The sequence below is a fragment of the Kitasatospora sp. NPDC101447 genome (assembly GCF_044767225.1).
GTDB lineage: Bacteria > Actinomycetota > Actinomycetes > Streptomycetales > Streptomycetaceae > Kitasatospora.
The window spans coordinates 5,945-27,321 of the sequence record NZ_JBIWNL010000028.1 but is presented as its reverse complement, the minus strand read 5'-3'; the positions used below and the strand labels follow the sequence as shown (position 1 = coordinate 27,321).

General features: G+C 73.6%; 17 protein-coding genes. 10 read left to right on the top strand and 7 right to left on the bottom strand.

All coding sequences use genetic code 11. The annotated features are described in order from the left end of the window. The first annotated feature begins 127 nt into the window (after positions 1-127). Positions 128-1,663: a glycosyltransferase family 39 protein gene (locus tag ACIRST_RS30415; RefSeq protein WP_402806035.1), complete on the top strand. Its 1,536-nt coding sequence runs from the start codon at positions 128-130 to the stop codon at positions 1,661-1,663. A 175-nt stretch (positions 1,664-1,838) separates the two neighbouring features. Here ACIRST_RS30415 and ACIRST_RS30410 read toward each other — a convergent pair whose 3' ends face one another. Continuing rightward, positions 1,839-4,361, bottom strand: coding sequence for a hypothetical protein (locus ACIRST_RS30410; RefSeq protein ID WP_402806033.1), 2,523 nt, complete (start codon positions 4,359-4,361; stop codon positions 1,839-1,841). A gap of 297 nt (positions 4,362-4,658) precedes the next feature. On the opposite strand from ACIRST_RS30410, the gene ACIRST_RS30405 reads away from it, so the two are divergent. From ACIRST_RS30405 to ACIRST_RS30395, 3 genes are all read left to right on the top strand, one after another. Continuing rightward, positions 4,659-5,405 carry a GPP34 family phosphoprotein gene (locus ACIRST_RS30405; RefSeq protein WP_402806030.1) on the top strand — a complete coding sequence of 249 codons (747 nt, stop codon included), beginning with the start codon at positions 4,659-4,661 and terminating at the stop codon, positions 5,403-5,405. A 619-nt stretch (positions 5,406-6,024) separates the two neighbouring features. Further along, positions 6,025-6,888: a helix-turn-helix transcriptional regulator gene (locus tag ACIRST_RS30400; protein WP_350526504.1), complete on the top strand. Its 864-nt coding sequence runs from the start codon at positions 6,025-6,027 to the stop codon at positions 6,886-6,888. Next, a complete protein-coding gene (locus ACIRST_RS30395) occupies positions 6,885-7,100 on the top strand; it encodes a DUF397 domain-containing protein (protein ID WP_402806028.1) in 216 nt (71 codons plus the stop codon). The genes ACIRST_RS30400 and ACIRST_RS30395 overlap by 4 nt, the downstream gene beginning before the upstream one ends. A gap of 81 nt (positions 7,101-7,181) precedes the next feature. Here ACIRST_RS30395 and ACIRST_RS30390 read toward each other — a convergent pair whose 3' ends face one another. Together ACIRST_RS30390 and ACIRST_RS30385 are read right to left on the bottom strand one after the other, a co-directional pair. Continuing rightward, positions 7,182-8,297 carry an ADP-ribosylglycohydrolase family protein gene (locus ACIRST_RS30390; protein WP_350526502.1) on the bottom strand — a complete coding sequence of 372 codons (1,116 nt, stop codon included), beginning with the start codon at positions 8,295-8,297 and terminating at the stop codon, positions 7,182-7,184. 183 nt (positions 8,298-8,480) lie between these two features. Continuing rightward, a complete protein-coding gene (locus ACIRST_RS30385; protein ID WP_402806024.1) occupies positions 8,481-11,069 on the bottom strand; it encodes a bifunctional FO biosynthesis protein CofGH in 2,589 nt (862 codons plus the stop codon). Between the two features lie 181 nt (positions 11,070-11,250). Between ACIRST_RS30385 and ACIRST_RS30380 the strand changes: the two genes are divergently transcribed. From ACIRST_RS30380 to ACIRST_RS30370, 3 genes are read left to right on the top strand one after another with little or no spacing between them, the layout of a single operon-like run. Continuing rightward, positions 11,251-12,537 (top strand): outer membrane lipoprotein carrier protein LolA, encoded by a 1,287-nt coding sequence (locus ACIRST_RS30380; RefSeq protein WP_402806021.1) that lies wholly within the window; start codon positions 11,251-11,253, stop codon positions 12,535-12,537. A gap of 3 nt (positions 12,538-12,540) precedes the next feature. Continuing rightward, the gene (locus tag ACIRST_RS30375; RefSeq protein WP_402806019.1) at positions 12,541-13,620 is read left to right on the top strand and encodes an ABC transporter ATP-binding protein; all 1,080 of its coding nucleotides are present in this window, start codon (positions 12,541-12,543) and stop codon (positions 13,618-13,620) included. Next, positions 13,607-14,479, top strand: a complete 873-nt coding sequence (locus tag ACIRST_RS30370; RefSeq protein WP_402806017.1) for an ABC transporter permease — start codon at positions 13,607-13,609, stop codon at positions 14,477-14,479. The genes ACIRST_RS30375 and ACIRST_RS30370 overlap by 14 nt, the downstream gene beginning before the upstream one ends. 74 nt (positions 14,480-14,553) lie before the next feature. On the opposite strand, the gene rarD is transcribed toward ACIRST_RS30370, so the two are convergent. Together rarD and ACIRST_RS30360 are read right to left on the bottom strand one after the other, a co-directional pair. Beyond that, positions 14,554-15,531: an EamA family transporter RarD gene (gene rarD, locus ACIRST_RS30365; RefSeq protein ID WP_396552439.1), complete on the bottom strand. Its 978-nt coding sequence runs from the start codon at positions 15,529-15,531 to the stop codon at positions 14,554-14,556. A 221-nt stretch (positions 15,532-15,752) separates the two neighbouring features. After that, the gene (locus ACIRST_RS30360) at positions 15,753-16,607 is read right to left on the bottom strand and encodes an SDR family oxidoreductase (protein WP_402806015.1); all 855 of its coding nucleotides are present in this window, start codon (positions 16,605-16,607) and stop codon (positions 15,753-15,755) included. Positions 16,608-16,703: 96 nt separating this feature from the next. Here ACIRST_RS30360 and ACIRST_RS30355 point away from each other — a divergent pair, with 96 nt between their 5' ends. Next, complete coding sequence (locus ACIRST_RS30355; protein ID WP_402806012.1) at positions 16,704-17,108, top strand: winged helix-turn-helix transcriptional regulator; 405 nt, start codon at positions 16,704-16,706, stop codon at positions 17,106-17,108. 94 nt (positions 17,109-17,202) lie between these two features. Here ACIRST_RS30355 and ACIRST_RS30350 read toward each other — a convergent pair whose 3' ends face one another. Next, complete coding sequence (locus tag ACIRST_RS30350) at positions 17,203-17,979, bottom strand: TetR/AcrR family transcriptional regulator (protein ID WP_396552436.1); 777 nt, start codon at positions 17,977-17,979, stop codon at positions 17,203-17,205. Between the two features lie 59 nt (positions 17,980-18,038). Between ACIRST_RS30350 and ACIRST_RS30345 the strand changes: the two genes are divergently transcribed. Next, positions 18,039-18,233: a DUF6011 domain-containing protein gene (locus ACIRST_RS30345; RefSeq protein WP_350526494.1), complete on the top strand. Its 195-nt coding sequence runs from the start codon at positions 18,039-18,041 to the stop codon at positions 18,231-18,233. An 87-nt stretch (positions 18,234-18,320) separates the two neighbouring features. Here ACIRST_RS30345 and ACIRST_RS30340 read toward each other — a convergent pair whose 3' ends face one another. Continuing rightward, positions 18,321-20,258, bottom strand: a complete 1,938-nt coding sequence (locus tag ACIRST_RS30340) for a tetratricopeptide repeat protein (protein ID WP_402806009.1) — start codon at positions 20,256-20,258, stop codon at positions 18,321-18,323. A gap of 236 nt (positions 20,259-20,494) precedes the next feature. On the opposite strand from ACIRST_RS30340, the gene ACIRST_RS30335 reads away from it, so the two are divergent. Beyond that, positions 20,495-21,211 (top strand): chitinase, encoded by a 717-nt coding sequence (locus tag ACIRST_RS30335; RefSeq protein ID WP_402806007.1) that lies wholly within the window; start codon positions 20,495-20,497, stop codon positions 21,209-21,211. Positions 21,212-21,377 lie beyond the last annotated feature (166 nt).

Here is a 21,377-nt window from a genome sequence, read left to right as displayed (position 1 = left end):
GGAGCGGGGTGGCGGACGGGTCACGGGTGGGGTGCGGGTGCCGACGAGGCGTCAGCCCGGGTCAAGTAGCCTGCCGGGAAGTGCCTGATCCGCCGGGGCACCCCGCGCGAAGGAGACGAAGGACCCGATGAGACCTGCTGTGCGCCCGGTCGGCCGACTGCTGGGGCCGGTGTGGTTGTGGCCCGCGCTGGTGATGCTGGCCGTGGGGGCGTACCGGTTGGGCACCCCGGACCTGTGGCGGGACGAGATCGCGACCTCGACGGTGGCCACCCGCTCGCTGGGCGACATGCTGCGGCTGCTCCAGCACATCGACGCCAGCAACGGCGCCTACTACCTGCTGATGCACGGCTGGACCGCGGTCTTCGGCGACTCGGCGGTGGCACTGCGGATTCCGTCCGTGCTGGCCATGGCGGGCGCCGCGGCGTTCGTGGCGCTGACCGCCCGGCGGCTGTTCGGCGGGCGGGTCGCGGCGATCGGGGCCGGCCTGCTGTTCGCGGTGCCGCCGCTGGTCTCCCGCTACGCCCAGGAGGCGCGCTCGTACGCGCTGGTGACCTGTGCGATCGCGGCCGCGACCTACTTCCTGCTGCGGGCCCTGGAGCGGCCGACCTGGCGGCGCTGGGCGCCGTACTGCGCGGCCATGGCGCTGGCGGGTGCGGGACACCTGGTGTCGTTCAGCACGGTGGCCGGGCAGGCCGCCCTGGTCGGACTGCACCTGTGGCGCACCCGGGAGGCGACGGACCGGCGGCTGCTGTGGCAGTACCCGCTGGCGGTCGTGGTGGCCGCGCTGCCGGTGCTGCCGGTGGTGCTGCTGGGCAGCCGCCAGTCGGACCGGCAGCTGGGCTGGATCGCCACGCCGTCGCTGCGCGGCCTGGCCCGCTTCGGCGAGTCCCTGTTCGGCTCGCACCTGGTGTTCTACGCCTTCGTGCTGCTGGCCGTCCCGGCGCTGGCCCTGCCGGGTCGGCGGCTGCAGGCCTGGCAGGCGCTGCTGCTCGCCGAGCTGCCGGTGGTGAGCGTCTGGCTGGTGTCCCGCCTCGGGGAGACCTCGTACTTCATCGACCGGTACCTGCTGTTCACGGTGCCCGCGTGGGCGGTGCTGGCCGGGGGCGGGGTCGGTGCGGCCTACGGTGCGGTGGCGGCCCTGGTCCGACGCGGTCCGGCGCCCCGCAGGGCCGTGGCGGTGGCCGGGGTGGTGGCGGCGGGCATGCTCGCCGTACCGGCCGTGGCGGCGCTGCCCAGGCAGCCCGCGATCCGGTACGTGGGCTCGCACACCGGCTCGGAGGAGCCGTTCCGGGTGGCCGCCCGGACGATCGCCGTCGGCTACCACTCCGGGGACGGGATGGCGGCCCCGTTGGGCAACCAGTCCTGGGCGATGGTCTGGCCGGGCGTCAGCCACTACCTGCCGTCGGACGTCCACCCGTACCCGGTGTTCGTCGCGCAGAGCGCCGACGACGCGGAGGACCTGTCGCCGGTCGCCTGCGCGAAGCCGGAGGACTGCCTGGGCTCGGTGTCCCGGATCTGGCTGCTGGTCCTCGGTGACACCGCGGACCCGCTGGGCGCCATGCCGACGGACCAGGCGCAGCTGCTCCGCACGCAGTACGGCGACCCGGACCAGGTCACGCCGCTCGGCGGGTTCACGCTCGCGCTGCTCGACCGCGACACGTAGGCGCGGGCGGGAGGGCGCGGGGCGCAGGGCGCGGGCCACGGGCCACGAACGCCGAAGGGGAGCCGGTACGGACCGGCTCCCCTTCGGCGTTTCTCCGTCGGCTCGGCGTCGCGGCGTCGCGGCGGCTCAGTGGCCCAGCCGCTCGGCCGCTCGGCCGCTCGGCGACGTCAGTGCCTCACAGCATGCGCAGCAGGCGGGACTGGATGGACGGCGGGTTGAGGTCCGACTGGAGGGCCACCGGGACCTCCACCTTGTTGTCGCCGGTACCCACCTGCAGCGTGCCGACCTCCTTGCCGGCCTGCTCGCTGTGGCCGATCTTCGCCGCGTCCAGGGTGACCGTGCCCGAGATCCCCGGGAAGCCGGCCACCACCAGGTCCTTGGTCGCGACGAGCGGGACCGAGCCGCCGAGACCGTCGTCCACCGAGCCGACGACGTCGCCCTTCTTCACCACGGTCTGGCCGGTCACGCCGTTCTGCGCGGCCTGGATCTGCTTGCCGCTGACCTTCAGCACGGTCGGCAGGATGCCGTCGCCCGGAGCGGGCGAGGTGGCCGGCTGGCCCAGGGTGACACCGAGGATCAGCCGCTTCACACCGCCGATCTCCTTGTACGCGGCCCACATCAGGCAGCCGCCGGCCGGGGTGCTGGAACCGGTCTTGACGCCGATCACGCCGGTCTTCGGGTTGATCAGGTTGTTGGTGTTGGGGATCTTCACGTTGTTGAAGTTGGTCTCCGGGGTGGAGACGATCTGCCGGAAGATCTCGTCCTGCATGACCTGCTCGGCCAGCTTCAGCTGGTCCTTGGCGGTGGACTTGGTGTCCGAGTTGTAGCCCGCCGGGTCCGCGTAGATGGTGTTGGTCATGCCGAACTTGGAGGCGGTGTCGTTCATGACCTTGACGAACGCGTCCTCGGATCCGGAGTGGAAGCGGGCGAGCAGCCGGGCCACGTTGTTGGCGGAGGGCAGCATCAGCAGCTCCAGCGCCTGGTACTCGGTGAGCACCTGGTTCTCGGTGAGCGTGACCTTCGACTCGTCGACGTTGCCGGACTCCTGCGCGGCCTGCTTGTCGACGACGATCTTCGGGCCGCTCTCGCCCTTCTTCAGCGGGTACTTCTGCAGGATCAGGTAGGCGTTCATCACCTTGGTGACGCTGGCGATCGAGGCCGGCGTCTCCGGGCCCGAGCTGCCGAGGCTGCCGACCCCGACCACCTCGGCGGCGGACTGGCCCTTGGCCGGCCAGGCGAGGTCGAGCTGGTCACCGGAGAAGCTGAAGCTGCCCGCGGCGGTCATCTTCGCCTTGGCGTCCGGCAGCGGACGCAGCAGTTGGGCCACCGCGAGGGCGCCGAGCACCACGGCGATGAAGACGGTCCAGATCGTCACCCGCTTGAAGGCGCGACGCAGCGGCGAGACCGGGCGGGAGTTGAGGGAGGCCAGGACCTCCATCGCCTCCGCGGTGTTCTCGGGCGAGGGCAGCGGCTCCGGGGAGGGCAGCGGCTCGGGCCGGGGCAGCGGCGGGACCGGCGGGACCGGCCGCGGGTCGGGCCGGGGCAGCGGCTTCGGGGCCGGCGCGGGTCCGGGCGCGGGCTTGGGGGCCGGCTTCGGCAGCGGCTCCGGGCCGGGCGTCGGCTCGGGCTCCGGTACGGGGGCCGGCGCCGGCGGCTCGGGCACGGTGCCGGCCGCGGACGCGGCGGCGGCGCGCAGCGGCCTGGGCTTCTCCAGCTTCTCGGCCTGCCCCGCCTTCTGACCGGGCTGCCCGGTCTCGGTCAGCGTGACGGGGGCGGCGTCGGCGGCGGGAGAGTCCTCGGCGGAGGGGCCTTCGGGTTCGTCGGCCTCCTCGGCTTGCTCGGATCCGTCCGTTTCCTCGGTGGTCTCGGCGGGGGCTGCGGCGCCGTCGGCCTTCGTGGAGTTCCCGGTCTCCTCGGCCTTCGCCGCCTTGCCGGTCTCCTCGGCCTTCCCGTCCGCGACGGCTTCGGCGGCTGAGGCGGCCTTCCCGTCCTCAACGGCCTTGGCGTCCTTGGCGGCCTTGGCGGCCGGCGCGGACTCGGACCCGGCTGCGGCTCCGGCGGGCTCGGCCGCCTTGTCCGCTGCCTTGTCCGCTGCCTTGTCCTCGGGCTTCCCCTCGGCCTTGTCCGCCACCGCAGCCTTCGTCCGCATGGCGAGACGCGGGTCGGCGACGGACGGGCGCTCGGCGGGCTTCTTCGACTCGGCGTCCGCCGACGGGGCTTCCTTCTTCTCCCCCTCATCACCGGAACTCCCGTTACCGGCGGCCTTCACCAGCTCGTCGGGCAGCCGCAGCGCGGTGGTCTTGTTGTCCACCGGAAGCCGCAGCATCGTCGTCTTGCTGTCCACATCCCGGACGCGGAGCTGTACGGTCGAGCCGCCCTTGGCCCCGGCCACCGGAGCGTCGCCGGACTCCTTCGCGGGCTCCTTCGCAGGCTCCTTCGCGGACACCTCCGCCGAGGCCTTCGCGGGCGCCGCCACGGACGACTCCGAGGACGGCTTCGCGGCTGCCTTCGCGGGCGCCTCGCCCGAGGTCGACGCCGAACTGTCCGACGAACCGTCCGAGGAGGTCGCGGCTGACGCCCCGGCAGCCGCCGGGCCGGAACCGCCCTCGGCGGCACCGGCCGTCGTACCGGTCCGTTCGCGTTCGCGGCCCTGCTCCCGCTCGCCGTCCCTCAGCACCCTGTCGGGGGACTCGCCCACGTATCCCAGCCTCCTCAACGCCCGTGGGGCACCGGCGAACCCGATTTCGGGAAGCCGACGCCCCGCCCCGTGTACCTGTACAGTCTCCGCCACCGACGGCCGTTCCCACCGCGCACACCCCGCCCGACCGGCGCTTATTGCCATCGCTCGGCCGCACCGCGGTCCGTTCACCGGTCAGACGCCGGGCCCGAGGCCGCCGGTTCCGCGCCTTCACCGCAAGGTCACGATTCGGAGGCGTACTCGACAAGCCCGTGTGAGAGGCGTCACCCTGTCTCTCATCCACGCGGGGAGGCTTGGATGGGCAAGAGCCGCAGAACTGTTCCCGAGGAACTCTTGCTGCTCGCTTTGGACCCGACCACGGGTACCACGGCGCAGCCGCAGACCCTCGACCTCGGACTCGCCGGGGCCCAGCTCGTCGAGCTGTCCCTGGCCGGACGGATCGTACCGGAGGGAGACCGGATCGCTGTCGTGCTGGCGCGGCCGACCGGCGACCCGACCCTTGACCACGCACTGGAGTTGCTGCGCCGACGCGGCAGTCCGGTTCGCGCGGCGCACTGGATCGGCGGGCCCCGGCTGGGGCTGCGGCAGACCTATCTGGCGCACCTGGAGCGCTGCGGCATGGTGACGGCCGTGCCGGGCCAGGTGTGCGGGGTGCTGCCGACGACCCGGTACCAGGCGTCCGACGACTGCACCAACGCCGCGATCAAGCAGCGGTTGGACACCGCGATCCGCACCGGTGTGCCGCCGGACCCGCGGACCGCGGCGCTCGCGGCGCTCGCCCACTCGGTGGGGCTGGGCAAGCACCTGTACCCGGGCAACGAGGGCCGGTCCTCGCGGTCGCGGCTGCGCGACCTGATCCGGTACGACCCGCTCGGCGGGATGGTCGCGCACGCCGTGATGGACGTGCAGAACGGCCTGCCGACGCAGCAGAACCGTTCTTCCCAGGGCGCCGGGCCCGCCCCCGTGGCCGGCCGGGCCGGCTCCCGTACGGCGGGCCGGGGTTCGGGCGGGCGGGTCCCCGCCTCCCGGGTCGGCGTCCGCTGACCGGGGCTCGCCGGCCGGGGCCCGTCGGACGGGCCCGCTGACGGACGGACGGGCGGCCGGTGTGCCGTCCGACGCTCCCGAGGGCACACCGGACGGCGCGGGCCGCGTCGCCCGCGCCCCCGGAGGCGCTGAGCGACCCGACGCACGACCGACGCACACCCCGTACGACCGGTACCGGTGGCACCTTGAGCATGAGGAGCGCCACCCGCGCCGCCCGAACGACAGTCACGACAAGCACGGCGAGCACGACGAGCACCACCGGAAGCACCGAGGGGCGGTCGCCCCGCGACGCAAGTCGCCCGGCGACCGCCCCTCTTGCCGTCCCCGGAGGCCGGCGTCCGCGGCTCCCACACATGCCGGAGGCACGTGCGGAGGCGCCCCCGGGGACATCCGTCGCACTACCTGTCCGAGTCGTCGAGCCGCATTACCACCTGGGGGCTTTCACTGTCCCGCGGAAGCGCTATTCCGATGATCTGTTCCACCGCGCTGCTGTGATTCCCCGGCGCCGACCTGGCCCAAGGTGACATGCTGCTCCAAGTCAGGGGGGTTGCTCCCAATGTCCGAAGTGTTCCGAGGGCTGCCGTTCCAACGATCACCAGAGGTCCGGCCGGAGGTCGAAGTGTCCGCCAACGTCAATCCCACCGTCCGCCGCCGACGCCTCGGCTCCGAGCTGCGCAAGCTCCGCGAGGGCCTCGGCATGACGGCCGAGGAGGTCGCCGGCCGGCTGATGGTCTCCCAGTCCAAGATCAGCCGGCTGGAGAACGGTCGCCGCAGCATCAGCCAGCGGGACGTCCGGGACCTCTGCGACGTGTACAAGGTGTCCGACGACCAGATGCGTGCCAGCCTCATGGAGATGGCCAAGGAGTCCCGCCAGCGCGGCTGGTGGCACGACTTCAACGACATGCCGACCCCCTACAGCGTCTACATCGGCCTGGAGGCCGAGGCCTCCTCGATCCGCGCGTACGAGTCCTCCTTCGTCCCGGGCCTGCTGCAGACCGAGCAGTACGCCCAGGCCGTGGTCGAGGGCACCCAGCCGGACACCGACGCGAACGCCGTGCAGCGCCGGGTGCAGGTCCGGATGAAACGGCAGGAGCGCGTCCACGGCGAGAACCAGCTGGGCAGCCTGTGGACCGTCATAGACGAGGCGGTGCTGCGCCGCGAGGTCGGCAGCAAGGCGGTGATGGCCCGCCAGCTGCAGCAGATGCTGGAGCTCAGCCTGCGCCCGAACATCACCATCCAGGTGATCCCGTTCTCGCACGGCGCGCACCCCGGCATGACCGGGACATTCTCCCTGCTGGAGTTCCCGGAGTCAGCCGATTCCACGGTTGTCTACTTCGAAGGTGTGACGAGCGATCTCTACCTGGAGAAGGAGGCTGATGTGCGCCGCTATACCGGTCTGTACGACTACCTGAGGGCGGCCGCACTCGGTGTCGCGGAGAGCCGGTCGCTGATAGCCGACATCGAAAAGGAATTCCACGAATGATCACCCCGTCCGAGTACGGAACCCGATGGCGCAAGAGCAGTCACAGCGGCGGCCAGGGCGCCTGCGTGGAGATCGCCGTCCCCGGCACGGGGGCGGTGGCCGTCCGGGACTCGAAGGACCCCCGCGGGCCCCAGCTGCGCTTCTCGACCGAGGCCTGGAACGCCTTCGCCACGGCGGCGGCGACGGGCGCCTTCGGCGAGCTCCCGGGCTGACCAGCCCGCGCGGTTCCGCACCCGCCCGCACGGTTCCGCACCCGGCGCGTCGGGGTCGGCGCCCGGCCCCTCGCGGGGTGTTCAGCCCGTCACGGGGTAGCGGACGGCCCAGTTGACGCCCTCCGCCGTCTGCCGGTCGTGCAGTTCGGCGCCGTGCATCAGCTCCAGCACGAAGTCGTCGGCGAGTTCGAGGATCGCCGCGCGCCCCTCGACGCCCGCCACCAGGCCCGGCGGCAGCGCGGTGTCCCCGTGCAGCACCCCGAGCAGGTTGCCGCAGATCGCGCCGGTGGAGTCGCTGTCCCCGGAGTGGTTGACGGCGAGCAGCAGGCCCGAGCGGACGTCGTGGGCGACCAGCGCGCAGTAGACCGCGATCGACAGCGCCTCCTCGGCGACCCAGCCCTCCCCCAGCGCCTCGACCCGGTCGGCGGAGGGCTCGCCGGCCCGGACGGCGTCCAGCGCGGCCCGCAGCGCGGCCGTGGTCTCCTCGTGCGCCTGCCGCTCGGAGAGCAGGGCGAGCGCGAGGTGGACGCCCTCCTCCAGGGTGCCGCCGCGGGCCACCGCCTGGACGATCACCGCGAACGCGCCCGCCGCGAGGTAGCCGGTCGGGTGGCCGTGGGTGAGCACCGAGCACTCGACGGCGAGCTGGAACACCAGGCCCGGCTCCCAGGTGGTGAGCAGCCCGAACGGCGCCGCCCGCACCACCGTCCCGCAGGCCTTGGAGTGCGGGTTCTTGGGCCGCTCCACGGTGCCGAGCCGCTCGGCGTCGGGCCCGGTGAGGCCGGACAGGCTGCCCTGGCCGGGCGCGCGCTGGGCGTACAGCCACTCCTCGCGGCCCAGCCAGCCGAGGTCGGGGCGGCGCTCGTCCGGGCCCCAGTCGCGCTGGGTGGCGGCCCAGCGCAGATAGGCCAGGTGCAGGTCGGTGGGCGGGTGCCAGCTGCCGGTGTCGCGCCGGATGTGGGCGCGGATGAGGCCGTCGACGGTGAACAGGCTGAGCTGGGTGTCGTCGGTGACGGCGCCGGTGCGCCCGTACGCGGGGACGTAGCCGGTGACGCCCTGCGGCCCGTGCTGGGCCCGGATCTTCTCCAGCGCCTCGAACTCGACGCCGGCGCCGAGCGCGTCGCCGATGGCCCCGCCGAGCAGGCAGCCCCGCACCCGGCTGCGGTAGTCCTGCTGCTGGGCGCGTGACCACAGTGGCATCACGACGGGGCGCCTTTCCTCGGGGTGGGGCGACGCGACGCTCGGCCGGTCGCGCGCCCTCGCACTGTACTTCGACGGCCGTGCGGATCGACGGGATCCCTCGAACTTCAGTGCCCTTCCCCGGTGCCGGGCCCGGCCGCCGCGCGGGCGGCGGCCGGGGCGCGCACGGTCAGGCCGGCAGGGTCAGTCCAGTACGGGCAGCAGCTCCGGCAGGTGCCCGTCCGAGGCCAGCGCCGCGGCACGGCGCTCGGCCGGCACCTCACCGTAGGTGGTGGTGCGCTGGCGGTGCGGACGGCCCGCGGCCTCGGCGATCGCCTGCAGGTCGCGCACCGACTTGTAGCTCCCGTACGCCGAGCCCGCCATCCGCGAGATGGTCTCCTCCATCAGGGTGCCGCCCAGGTCGTTGGCGCCGGAGCGGAGCATCTCGGCCGCGCCCTCGGCGCCCAGCTTGACCCAGCTGGTCTGGATGTTCGGGATGTGCGGGTGCAGCAGCAGCCGGGCCATCGCGACCACGGCACGGTTGTCCCGGGCGGTCGGGCCGGGCCGGGAGATGCCGGCCAGGTACACCGGGGCGTTGGTGTGGATGAACGGCAGGGTCACGAACTCGGTGAACCCGCCCGTCCGCTGCTGGATCCCGGCGAGCAGCCGCAGGTGGCCGAGCCAGTGCTCCGGGGTGTCCACGTGCCCGTACATCATCGTGGACGAGGACCGGATGCCCAGCTCGTGCGCGGTGGTGACCACCTCGACCCAGGTCGCGGCCGGCAGCTTGCCCTTGGTGAGCACCCAGCGGACCTCGTCGTCCAGGATCTCGGCGGCCGTGCCCGGGATGGTGTCCAGGCCCGACTCCTTGGCCCGCTGCAGCCACTCGCGGATCGAGAGGCCGGTGCGGGTCGCGCCGTTGACGACCTCCATCGGGGAGAAGGCGTGCACGTGGATGCCGGGCACCCGCTCCTTCACCGCGCGGGCGATGTCGAAGTAGGCGGTGCCGGGCAGGTCCGGGTGGATGCCGCCCTGCATGCAGACCTCGGTGGCGCCCACCTCCCAGGCCTGCGCGGCCCGGTCGGCGACCTGCTCCAGCGAGAGGGTGTAGGCGTCCGCGTCGGTGCGGCGCTGGGCGAAGGCGCAGAACCGGCAGCCGGTGTAGCAGACGTTGGTGAAGTTGATGTTCCGGGTGACGCAGTAGGTGACGTCGTCCCCGACGGCGGCGCGGCGCACGTCGTCGGCGATCCGGCAGAGCGCGTCCAGGGCCGGTCCGTCCGCGTGGAAGAGGGCCAGCGCCTGGTCGTCGGTCAGCTTCACCGGGTCGTCGGCCGCCACCGCCAGGGCCTCCCGGAGGTCCCCGGCGAGGCCCTCGGGCGCGCCCTTCGCGAGCACCTGCTCGCGCAGCACCTCCCAGTCGCCGTACACGTCCTCGAAGTCGGCCCGGCGGTCCCCGCTGCGGCCCTCGGTGTCGATGGTGGTGTGCAGGTCGGTCCGCCCGTACGACTCCGGCAGGTCCTCGGGCTCCTGCCAGGGCAGGCCGCGGACCACCGCGTCCGGGTTCGCCAGGCCGGTCTCCGGATCGGCCAGCGCTCGGACGTGCGGCAGCACCCGCGGGTCCAGCCAGGGCTCGCCGTGGCGCACGTAGTCGGGGTAGACGGCGAGGCGCTCGCGCAGCTCGAAGCCGGCCGCCGCCGAGCGTTCGGCCAGCTTCTCGATCTGCGGCCAGGGGCGCTCGGGGTTGACGTGGTCCGGGGTGAGCGGGGAGACCCCGCCCCAGTCGTCGATGCCGGCCGCGATCAGCCGCTCGTACTCGCCGTCCACCAGGTTCGGCGGGGCCTGCAGGCACGCGGCCGGGCCCAGCAGGTGCCGGGCGACGGCCACGGTGGCGACCAGCTCGTCCAGTTCGGCGTCCGGCATGCCGCGCATCGCCGTGTCCGGCTTGGCGCGGAAGTTCTGCAGGATCAGTTCCTGGATGCCGTGGTAGGCGCGGGAGACCTTGCGCAGCGCGAACAGCGACTCGGCGCGCTCCTCGTAGGTCTCGCCGATGCCGATCAGCAGGCCGCTGGTGAACGGGACGGAGCTGCGTCCGGCGTCCTCCAGCACCCGCAGGCGGACGGCGGGTTCCTTGTCCGGGGAGCCGTGGTGCGGACCGCCGGGCTCGCTCCACAGCCGGGTGGCGGTGGTCTCCAGCATCATGCCCATCGAGGCGGAGACCGGCTTGAGCCGCTGGAAGTCCGTCCAGCTCAGCACCCCGGGGTTGAGGTGCGGCAGCAGCCCGGTCTCCTCCAGGATGCGGATCGACATCGCCCGCACGTACGCGATGGTGTCGTCGTAGCCGTGCGCGTCCAGCCACTCGCGGGCCTCGGGCCAGCGGTCCTCGGGCTTGTCGCCGAGCGTGATCAGGGCTTCCTTGCAGCCGAGTTCGGCCCCGCGGCGGGCCACCTCCAGCACCTCGTCGGGGGACATGAACATCCCCTGGCCCGCCCGGCGCAGCTTTCCGGGGACGGTGACGAAGGTGCAGTAGTGGCACTTGTCGCGGCACAGCCGGGTGAGCGGGATGAACACACTCTTGGAGTAGGTGATGACGCCCGGACGGCCGACCGCTTCGAGACCTGCGTCGCGCACCCGGGCGGCACTCGAACAGAGGTCCTGCAGGTCCTCGCCTCTGGCTTGCAGCAGTACGGCGGCCTCGGTCACGTCGAGGGCGACGCCGTCCCGGGCGCGGCGCAGGGCGCGGCGCATCGCGTTCGCGGTCGGGGGGTTGCTTGCGTCCATGGCGGTTCCGTCCATGGCGCGACCCTACGCCAGCGGTGGTACCCCGGGATGAGCAACCCTGAGACCGTCTCAGGGTCGGCATACCCACGAAGGCCAACCCGATCTGGCCCTGCAGGGCGATGACGCCGGTGGCACCGCGGCCTCTAATGGAGGGGCAAGACCAATCGCACGTGTCCGCAGAGGAGTTGAGTACGCCATGACCAATGAGACGGCGACGGGGGACGACCAGGACGGCGGCGTTCCGTACCGCTCTCGGCGGCACGTCCTGGTGCGTGCCGGGGTGCCGCTGGCGGTGGCCGCGGTGATCGCCACGGGGATCGGGCTGGTGCCCGCGCTGGCCGCCGACTCCCCGCCCGACCTGCCGACGCTGACGGCGGAGCAGGTGGTGGCCAAGGCCCTCGGCTCCCAGACCCAGGCCCTGTCCGGGACGGTCTCCGTCAGCACCGACCTCGGCCTGCCCAGCCAGCTGCTGGGCATGGCCGGCGGGCTCGGCGCGGCGGCGTCCGGGCACGGCGGGGACGCGGCGGGCGCGTCGGCCGACCCGCAGGCCAAGCTGCTCGGCCTGCTCGGGGGCGACCGGACGCTGCGGGTCGCGGTGGACGGCCCGGAGCACCAGCGGGTCGACATGATGGAGAACATGGCCGGCTACACGGTGGTCCGCAACGGCGACCAGGCCTGGGCCTGGGACAGCTCGTCCAACAGCGCGATGCACATGACCGGCCGGCCCGCCGACCAGCACCCCCGGGCCCCGCTGTCCGAGCTGCCGACCACCCCGCAGGAGGCCGCCCGGCAGTTCCTGACCGCGAGCGCCGGCACCACCGCGGTCACCGTGGCCGGCACGGCCAACGTGGCCGGGCAGAAGGCCTACCAGCTGAGCGTGAAGCCGACCCAGAGCGGTTCGACCATCGCCGAGGTCCGGATCTCGGTGGCCGCCGACAACGGAGTGCCGCTGGCGGTGGCGGTGAAGTCCACCGACGGCACCACCGTGCTGGACGTCCACTTCACCGACGTGTCCTTCGCCAAGCCGGCCGCCAAGACCTTCGACTTCACCGCCCCCAAGGGCGCCAAGGTGACGGAGCAGAAGGCGGACGACGCGGCGGCCGGGGGCAAGGCCGCGGGCAAGGGCGACGCCGCGGGCAAGGGCGAGGCCGCGGGCAAGGGCGAGGCCAAAGGCGATGCCAAGGGCCACGAGGGCATGAACGTGATCGGCGAGGGCTGGACGGCCGTGTTCACCTCGCAGCTGCCCAGCGGCGCGGTCGAGATGCCGAAGGGCGATGCCAAGGGCGACGGCAAGGGCGACGGCAAGCACGGCGGCCGCGGCTCGGTGAACCCGCAGGGGCTGATGAAGTCGCTCGGCAAGCAGGTCGACGGCGGCACCCTGATCGGCACCAAGGTCGTCAACGTCCTGCTCACCGACGACGGCCGGGTCTTCGCCGGCGCGGTCACCCTGCCGACCCTGCAGCACGCCGCCGGGGTGAACTGACGGATGACCAGGACTCCCGTAACGGGGGACGTTACGGAGTCGGCCGGGGGTCCGGGCGCCGAATCGCGCCCGGCCCCCGCTCCCGTTCCGCCCGCTTCCCCCGCTTCCCCTGCTGCCTCCGCCGGTTCCGCCGGTTCCGCCGGCGATGACGTCATCAGGACCCGCGGCCTCACCAAGCGCTTCCGGGGCGGCCAGCTCGCCGTGGACGGCCTGGACCTGGCCGTTCCGCGCGGCTCCGTCTTCGGCTTCCTGGGCCCCAACGGCTCCGGCAAGACCACCACCATCCGGATGCTGATGGGCCTGATCGCCCCCACCGCGGGCGTGGCCACCGTCCTCGGGGAGTCGATGCCGCAGTCCGTCGCCTCCGTGCTGCCCCGGGTGGGCGCGCTGATCGAGGGCCCCGCGCTGTACGGCTTCCTCTCCGGGCGGGACAACCTGGTCCGGTTCGACTCCGCCGACCCGACCGCCGACCCGCGCACCCGGCCGCAGCGGGTGGACGCGGCGCTGGAGCGGGTCGGCCTGAGCGCCGCCGCGGGCAAGAAGGCCCGCGCGTACTCGCTCGGCATGAAGCAGCGCCTCGGCCTGGCCTCCGCGCTGCTGCAGCCGCGCGAGCTGCTGGTGCTGGACGAGCCGACCAACGGACTGGACCCGCAGGGCATGCGGGAGATCCGGGCGCTGGTCCGGGAGGTCGCGGCGGAGGGCACCACGGTGTTCCTCTCCTCGCACCTGCTGGACGAGATCGAGCAGGTCTGCACCCACGCGGCAGTGATGTCCCGGGGCCGGCTGGTGGTGCAGGGCACCGTCGCCGAGCTCGCCGCCCGGGCGCAGGGCCGGCTGGTGGTCCGCACCCCGGACGTGGCGCAGGCCGCCGAGGTACTGGCGGCCCACCAGGTCACCGCCCTGGTGCCCGGCGAGGGCCGGATCGACGGCGAGCCGGGCGAGCGGGGAGACGACGCGCTGCCCAAGCTGTGCGCGGCACTGGTGGAGGCCGGGGTGCGGGTGCACGGCTTCGGGCTGGAGCGGGGCACGTTGGAGGACGCCTTCGTGGCGCTGACCGGGGAGGGCTTCGATGTCGCGGGCTGAGGCGCTTGCGCCGCGTACGGGCCGGCGGCCGCAGACGGCGGCCGGGTTCCTGGCGCTGTTCCGCAACGAGCTGCACCTGACCTTCCGCCGACTGCGCACCAAGGTGCTGCTGGGGATCCTGGCGGTGCTGCCGGTCCTGATCGGGGTGGTCGTCAAGCTCAACACGGACAGCCCGCACGAGGGCGGCGGTCCGAGCTTCATCGCGCAGACCACCCAGAACGGGCTGTTCCTGGTCTTCACCGCGCTGGCGGTCGCGCTGCCGGTCTTCCTGCCGATGACGGTCGGCGTCGTCGCCGGTGACTCGGTGGCGGGCGAGGCGGCCACCGGGACGCTGCGCTACCTGCTGGTCGCCCCGGCCGGACGGACCAGGCTGCTGGCCGCCAAGTTCACCGCCGGGCTGGTGTTCTGCCTGGCCGCGACGGCGGCGGTCGCGGCCGCGGCACTGGCCACCGGCGCCGCACTCTTCCCGCTCGGCGAGGTCACGCTGATCTCCGGTGACACCATCGGCTTCACCGAGGCGCTGCTGCGCGCGGTGCTGGTGGCCGGCGTGGTCGCCGCCTCGCTGGCCGGGCTGGTCGCGATCGGGCTGTTCGTCTCCACGCTCACCGGCAGCGGCATCGCGGCGATGGCGGCGACCGTCGGGCTGGTGATCACCGTCCAGATCCTGGACGCCTTCCCGCAGCTGGACGCGATCAGGCCGTTCCTGTTCACGCACTACTGGCTCAGCTTCTCCGACCTGCTGCGCCAGCCGATGTACTGGGACGACGTGCTGAAGAACCTCGGGCTGCAGGCCGCCTACGTCGCGGTGTTCGGCTCGGCGGCCTGGTCCCGCTTCACCAGCCGGGACATCAGCGCGTGACGATCGTCAAGAGGTGACGACCATCAGCGCGTGACGGCGTTCAGCGGGTGACGGCGTTCAGCGGGTGACGGCGTTCAGCGGGTGACGGCCGCCCCGGCCGTCCGCGCGGGTGCGGGCTGCGGCACGGTCGCGGCCCGCACCGCGCGGTCGGCCCGCACCTGGCGCAGCGCGTCCCAGGTGAGCAGCGCGAGCGCGGCCCAGACCAGGGCGAAGCCGGCCCAGCGGGCGGGCGGCATCGCCTCGTGGAAGACGGCGACGCCGATCAGGAACTGGAACACCGGCGCCAGGTACTGCAGCAGCCCGAGCACGGTCAGCGGCACCCGTACGGCGGCCGCGCCGAAGAACAGCAGCGGGATCGCGGTGATCACACCGCTGAGCATCAGCAGCCCGGAGTGCCCCCAGCCGTACGAGCCGGCCACCGTGTGCCCGAAGGTGCCGCGCCCGCTGAGCTCCAGGTAGACCAGGTAGCCGAGGGCGAACGGGAACATGAAGGCGCTCTCCGCCGCGAGGCTCTCCAGCCCGCTCAGCCCGACCTTCTTCTTCAGCAGGCCGTAGGTGGCGAAGGAGAACGCGAGGGTGAGCGCGATCCACGGCAGCTGCCCGTACGCGACGCTCAGCACCGCGACGGCGAGTGCGCCGACGCCCACCGCCGTCCACTGCGCGACGCGCAGCCGCTCTTTGAGGACCAGGACGCCGAACGCGATGGTGACCAGCGGGTTGATGAAGTAGCCGAGGCTGGTCTCGACGACGTGCCCGGAGTTCACGGCCCAGATGTAGACGCCCCAGTTGACGGAGATCACGGCGGCCGCACCGGCCAGCATGGCGAGCCGGCGGGGCTGGCGCAGCAGTGGGCGTATCCAGCCCCAGTGCCGCTGGGCGACCAGCATCAGGACCACCGCGACCAGCGACCAGACCATCCGGTTGGCCAGGATGTCGTCGGCGGCGCCCGGCTCCAGCAACGGCCAGAACAGCGGGAAGAGCCCCCAGATCCCGTAGGCCGCGAAGCCGTACCAGAGGCCCCGGCCGCTGTCCTGCTGCTCTGACTGTGGCATGGCCGAGTGCCCTTCCGCGCGCGTGTGGTCAGGTGACCGTAGCTGGCGGAAGGGCAGGCTGTCATCTCCGTTTCCGGATTTTGGTCATGACATTGCTTGAATGCTGGACGTTTCCGGCGTCCGGGCCGGTCGGCGGGGGTGCACCCGGCCGGGCGGGGTCGGCACGGGTGCGCCCGACCGGGCGGGTCGACGCGAGCGCCCGGGCGATCCGCTCGGAAGGCTCAGACCGTCAGTGCGGCGCGGACGGACTCCGCGAGCGGGACGGTCGGGCGGCCGATCAGCCGGGCCAGGTCGCCCGGGGTGCCGGCCAGCTCTCCGCGGGCGATGCCGGCGTCCACGTCGACGAACACCTCGGCGAAGCCCTCCGGCATCCCCGCACCCACCAGCACCTCGCGGTGCTCGGCCGGGGTGACGTCCCGGTGCACGACCGGCTTGCCCGAGGCCTCCGCCAGCTCGGCGGCCAGCTCGGACAGGCTCCAGGCCGCGTCACCGCTCAGCTCGTACGCCTTGTTCTCGTGGCCGTCGCCCTCGCCCGTCAGGACCGCCACCGCCGCGTCCGCGTAGTCCCGGCGCGGGGCGGTCGCCACCCGGCCGTCCCCGGCGCTGCCGAGCACCACGCCCCGCTCCAGCGTGCCGGCCACGTCGCCCAGGTAGTTCTCGGTGTACCAGCCGTTGCGCAGCAGCGCGTACGGCAGGCCGGAGGCGAGGAGCAGTTCCTCGGTCGCCTTGTGCTCGTCGCCCAGCCGGAAGGTCGCCGTGCCCAGGATGCTGGTGTACGCGAGCAGCGCCACCCCGGCGGCCTTGGCCGCGTCGATCACCGCACCGTGCTGGGCCACCCGGCTGCCGAACTCGTTCCCGGAGATCAGCAGCACCCGGTCACCGGCCGTGAAGGCCCCGGCGAGCGTCTCGGGCCGGCCGTAGTCCGCCTCGTGGACCCGGACACCCCGCTCCGCCCACTCCTCGGCCTTGCCTGCCGAGCGGACCACGACCGCGATCTCGCTCGCCGGCACGGCCGCCAGCAGGCCCTCCACGACCAGGCGGCCGAGCTGTCCGGTGGCTCCGGTGACGACGTACATGGTTCTGCTCCCTGTGGGTGTTCCGGTGTCTTCGAAACTCACCCTAGGGAGGGCACTAACTTCTGGATAGTACGCACTTTGAAGTACGGTACTGACATGGAGGTAATCGAGGTAGTCGAGGAGGACCGGTCGCTGCTGGACCGGGTGCCCGACGTCTACGACCGGATGTGCCCCTCCCGGGGCGTGCTGGAGCACGTCACCAGCCGGTGGGGGGTCCTGGTGCTGATCGCCCTGCGGGAACGCGGCTACCGCTTCAGCGAGCTCCGCCGCCGGGTGGCCGGGGTCAGCGAGAAGATGCTCGCGCAGACCCTGCAGACGCTGGAGCGGGACGGCATGGTCCTGCGGGAGGCGCACCCGGTGATCCCGCCCCGGGTGGACTACAGCCTCACCCCGCTCGGCATGGAGGCGGCCGAGTACGTCTCGGCGCTCGCGCACTGGGTGGAGGCCCGGATGTGCGCCGTCTCCGAGGCCCGCGAGGAGTACGACGCCAGGCCCCGCTGATCCGCCGGGGCGGCGGGGGTGGCCGGGGCGCCGGGGGTGGCCGGGGCGCCGGGGCCCAGGGGCGCAGGGGCGCCGGGGCGGCGGGGCTGCGCGGTCAGGCCGGCCGGGCCTCGCCGACGAGGGCTGCCAGGCCGTCCAGGACGCGGGCCAGGCCGAACGCGTAGGCGTGGTCCGGGCTGTACGCGCCGCCGTGCGCCTCGCCGGCGGCGGCGCCGACCCGGGCGGCCACCGGGTAGCGCTCGGGGTCGAAGACCCGGGCCAGCAGCTCGGCGTTGGCGGCCCACCACTGCTCGTCGGTCATCGCGCTGTCCTGCTGGGCGGCGCGCTCGTCGGCGGCCATCCGGGCGCAGGTCTGGACGAAGCCGAGCAGGTGGGTCAGCGCGGCGTCCAGCTCGACGTCGGTCAGACCGGTGTCCTCGAAGGCACGCAGCTCGTACTCGTACTTGGCCATCAGGCCGGGCCCGAGCGGCGGGCGGCTGGTGGACACGGCGGCGACCCAGGGGTGGGCGCGGTGCAGCGCGCGGTTGTCGTCCGCGACGGCGGTGACCCGGGCGCGCCAGCCGTCGCCGGCGGGGGCGCTGCGGGGCATGGTCGCGTAGACGGTGTCCAGCATCAGGTCGAGCAACTCGGCCTTGCCGGGCACGTAGGTGTAGAGCGCCATCGGGGAGAGCCCGAGCTCCTGGGCGACCCGGCGCATGGTGACGGCGTCCACGCCCTCGGCGTCGGCCAGGGCGACCGCGGCGGCGGCGATCTCACCGGTCGAGCGCGCCTGCCTGGGCCCGCGCCGACCGGGCTTCTCCTCGGCGGTGAGCCCCCAGAGCAGGGCGAGGGTGCGCGCCGGATCTCCTGCGCTGCTGCGGTCGGTGGCCATGGGGTCATCGTTTCACGCATCCCCGGGGCCCCGAACGGCCGGACCGCTACCGTCTCCCCATGACCAGCCCTGAGCCGCTCCCCGGTACCGACACCGCGCAGGCCCTCCGCGCCCGGGTGACCTGCCGCCGCTGCCACCGACCGCTGCACGACCCGGAGTCGCGGATGCTGCGGCTGGGGCCGGAGTGCCGCGACCCGGCGGAGCGGGTCGCACGGTTCGACGTCGACCAGGATCCGCTGCCGGGCGTCGGGTAGCCGCTCGGGGGTGAGCCGGGGTCAGTGCGGGGTTTGCGCGGGGCCGGTGCGGCGCCGGTGCGGCGCCGGTTCGGCGCCGGTGCGGGGTCAGCCGCGGCCGAGCAACCGTCCGAGGAAGCCGGGGCGCCGCGGTCCCGGGGGCCGTTCCGGCTCGGGCGCCGGGACGGACTCGGACTCGGGCTCGGGCGCCGGGTCGGGCTCGGACTTCGGGGTGTCGGCGGCGTCCTCCGCGCGGATGGCCGCCCGCGCGAGGTCGCGGTCGGCGGGCGACACCCAGGGCGCGGCGAGCACCAGTCGGCACACCGAGCGCAGGATCGTCACCACGCGCACCCGCCGGGCGTCGACGCAGTAGTGCAGCCGCCGCCGGAGCTGCACGGCGATGTCGGCGCGGGCCTCCGGGTGCGTCCAGCCGATGGCGACCAGCGCGAAGCCGGCCGCCTCGGCGACCCAGTCCTCCGGGCCGAGCAGCAGGTCGAGCAGCACCCGGCGGCGCTCCGACTCCGGCCACGGCTGGTCGGTGCGGTGGTGGGCGATGCCGAGGCAGGCGAAGGACTGGACGGCACGCACCCACAGCTCGGGCTGGTGGGCGAGCAGGGCCCGGCCGAGTTCGTCCTCGGGCGGCAGCGGCGGGTGGGTCAGGACGCCGAGCAGGTCGTCGAGCGACAACCCGGCGAGGCGGACGGCGTGGTCGTACGCGGCCGGGACCGTCGGCCAGACGATCCCGGCGGTGGCGCGGACGAGTTCGGCGCTCTCCGGCGCGGGCGGGGCGACGGCGGGCCTGGGGTCGGTGCCCTCCCAGGCCCAGACCCGGGTGGCGGTCGCGGTCAGCGGCCGCCGGGGGTCGGGTTCGTCGACGGACTGGTAGACGACGGCGCACAGCGGCAGCGCGAGGTGGAGGGCGAGCTGCGAGCTGGGCGGTTCGAGGGTGGAGACGTTGCAGTCGATCGCCGTCCCGCGGTCGGTGTCGGGCGCCGCGAGGACCTGGTGCAGCAGGTTGACGGTGGCCTCGGGCGTGCCCGGAACCATGCCGAGCCAGGGCTCCTGATGGCTCAACCGGGCCAGGACGTCCTGGGCGTACTCGTGGTCGGGGTGGGCGCGGTGGTGGTCGGCCAGGCCCAGCAGGTGCGCCGGGTCGCCGTCCAGGGCGTGCCGCAGGCCGTACCGGGCCGGGGCCGCCTTGGGGTGGTCGGGCTCGGTGGCGAGCACCCGGTCCAGCCAGGGCAGGCCCTCGGCGGGGCGGTCGAGGGCGCCGTACAACTCGGCCACGTCGACGGCGAGGTAGCTGCTGGAGTTGTCCCGGTCCGGCGCGACCCGCTCCAACTCGGCCTCCCAGACCGCGAGGGCGCGCTCCGGACGGCCGTCGGCGCGCAGGGCGTTGCCCAGCATCACGGCGGGCAGGTACCCGGGTGCCGCGCGATGGGCCCGTTCGGCGAGCTCGACGGCGCGGGCGGTGGCGCCGAGCCGCCGGGTCAGGCCGGAGGCCATCGCCAGCAACAGCGCGTGGTCGCCGTGGCGGGCCAGCACGGCCTGCACGAACACGTCGAAGGGCCTTACGGAATCGGCCAGTTCGGCGGGTAGCGGGTCCGGCAGGGCGCCGGCCGCGCGAGCCACCGCCTGGGCGACGGCGTCCGGGTCGACGAGGCCGGGCAGGTCCTCCCGGGCCAGCCAGGCGGTGTGCGCCCAGGGCCGGGCCGGCTCGTACTGGATGGCGGAGGCGAGCAGGCCGACGGCGGCGTCCCAGTCCCCGGCGGCCGCCTCCACGTGGGCGCGGCAGACGACCGTGCCGAGGTACACCTCGCCGTCCAGCGGGAACAGCTCGCGCGCGGCCGCCGGACCGCCGGCAGCGGCGGACAACTCGGCCAGCGCCTCGTGCAGTTCGGGCAGCTGCGGATCGGCCAGGATGGCGTCGGAGAGGTGGTCGGCGGCGTGGTCGAGCTCACCGGAGTCGATCGCCAGCCGGGCGACCGCGACCTCCCCCTCGGCAGCCAGCCGGGCATCGCCCTCGTCGTCGGTGTGACCGCCCATGCCTTGCCCCCCGGTTGCGTCGTCTCGATCCGGACGAGGCTATCCGGTGCGGGCGACGCCCCGGTGATCAGCCTGACGGTGAACTCCGGCCAACTCTCCGATCGGATACGGCCCTTACGAGTGGTTCAGACCTCCGAGGCGTGCAACTCGCGGCCACCTGCCACCACGATGGCCGAGGCGCTTCGCAGCCGAAGTGCCGCCGTCCCCCTGTCGATCGAGGACACATCGAGGATCCGATGAAGCTTTCGCGCACCATGTCGCTGGCCGCCTCGGCCGCCGTCCTGAGCACCCTCGCCCTCGCCGGTCAGACCGCCCCGGCGTCCGCCGCCGGCTCGTTCGTGGTCAGCGAGTCCCAGTTCAACCAGATGTTCCCGAGCCGGAACCCCTTCTACACGTACAAGGGCCTGGTCGACGCGCTGAACGCCTACCCGAAGTTCGCCGCCACCGGCGACACCGCCACCCGCAAGCGCGAGGCCGCCGCCTTCCTCGCCAACGTCAGCCACGAAACCGGCGGCCTGAAGTACGTCGTCGAGCAGAACAAGGCCAACTACCCGCACTACTGCGACACTTCGCAGCCCTACGGGTGCCCGGCCGGGCAGTCCGCGTACTACGGGCGCGGCCCGCTGCAGCTCAGCTGGAACTTCAACTACAAGGCCGCCGGCGACGCCCTGCACATCGACCTGCTGCACGACCCGTACCAGGTCGAGAGGAACCCGGCCACCTCCTGGAAGACCGCCCTCTGGTTCTGGAACAGCCAGAACGGCGCCGGACGGATGACCGCGCACGACGCCATCGTCAACAACAGGGGCTTCGGCGAGACCATCCGCAGCATCAACGGCGCCCTGGAGTGCAACGGCAAGAACCCCGACCAGCGCAACGACCGCATCAGCCTCTACCGGAAGTTCGTCGGCACCCTGGGCACGGACGTCGGCGGCGGCAACATCTCCTGCTGATCGACGCGGCGCCGAGGTCTCGGTGCGGCTTCGGTGAGCCGCCGGTGAGGCCCTGAGGCCTCGCTGACGCGGAGTGGGGGGGGGGGGCGGGCCCCCGCCCCCCCACCCCGCCGCCGCCACAAAAAAGGTGGGGGGGCGGGGGGCCCCCGGCGGGGTTGACACCACG

What these genes read in the sequence shown, in the direction of transcription:
- ACIRST_RS30375 (WP_402806019.1), top strand. Translation starts at nt 12,541, where the DNA reads ATGACCAGGACTCCCGTAACGGGGGACGTTACGGAGTCGGCCGGGGGT.
- ACIRST_RS30415 (WP_402806035.1), top strand. Translation starts at nt 128, where the DNA reads ATGAGACCTGCTGTGCGCCCGGTCGGCCGACTGCTGGGGCCGGTGTGG.
- ACIRST_RS30370 (WP_402806017.1), top strand. Translation starts at nt 13,607, where the DNA reads ATGTCGCGGGCTGAGGCGCTTGCGCCGCGTACGGGCCGGCGGCCGCAG.
- ACIRST_RS30395 (WP_402806028.1), top strand. Translation starts at nt 6,885, where the DNA reads ATGATCACCCCGTCCGAGTACGGAACCCGATGGCGCAAGAGCAGTCAC.
- ACIRST_RS30405 (WP_402806030.1), top strand. Translation starts at nt 4,659, where the DNA reads ATGGGCAAGAGCCGCAGAACTGTTCCCGAGGAACTCTTGCTGCTCGCT.
- ACIRST_RS30340 (WP_402806009.1), bottom strand. Translation starts at nt 20,258, where the DNA reads ATGGGCGGTCACACCGACGACGAGGGCGATGCCCGGCTGGCTGCCGAG.
- ACIRST_RS30355 (WP_402806012.1), top strand. Translation starts at nt 16,704, where the DNA reads ATGGAGGTAATCGAGGTAGTCGAGGAGGACCGGTCGCTGCTGGACCGG.
- ACIRST_RS30390 (WP_350526502.1), bottom strand. Translation starts at nt 8,297, where the DNA reads ATGCCACTGTGGTCACGCGCCCAGCAGCAGGACTACCGCAGCCGGGTG.
- ACIRST_RS30380 (WP_402806021.1), top strand. Translation starts at nt 11,251, where the DNA reads ATGACCAATGAGACGGCGACGGGGGACGACCAGGACGGCGGCGTTCCG.
- ACIRST_RS30350 (WP_396552436.1), bottom strand. Translation starts at nt 17,979, where the DNA reads ATGGCCACCGACCGCAGCAGCGCAGGAGATCCGGCGCGCACCCTCGCC.
- ACIRST_RS30385 (WP_402806024.1), bottom strand. Translation starts at nt 11,069, where the DNA reads ATGGACGGAACCGCCATGGACGCAAGCAACCCCCCGACCGCGAACGCG.
- ACIRST_RS30360 (WP_402806015.1), bottom strand. Translation starts at nt 16,607, where the DNA reads ATGTACGTCGTCACCGGAGCCACCGGACAGCTCGGCCGCCTGGTCGTG.
- ACIRST_RS30335 (WP_402806007.1), top strand. Translation starts at nt 20,495, where the DNA reads ATGAAGCTTTCGCGCACCATGTCGCTGGCCGCCTCGGCCGCCGTCCTG.
- ACIRST_RS30345 (WP_350526494.1), top strand. Translation starts at nt 18,039, where the DNA reads ATGACCAGCCCTGAGCCGCTCCCCGGTACCGACACCGCGCAGGCCCTC.
- rarD (WP_396552439.1), bottom strand. Translation starts at nt 15,531, where the DNA reads ATGCCACAGTCAGAGCAGCAGGACAGCGGCCGGGGCCTCTGGTACGGC.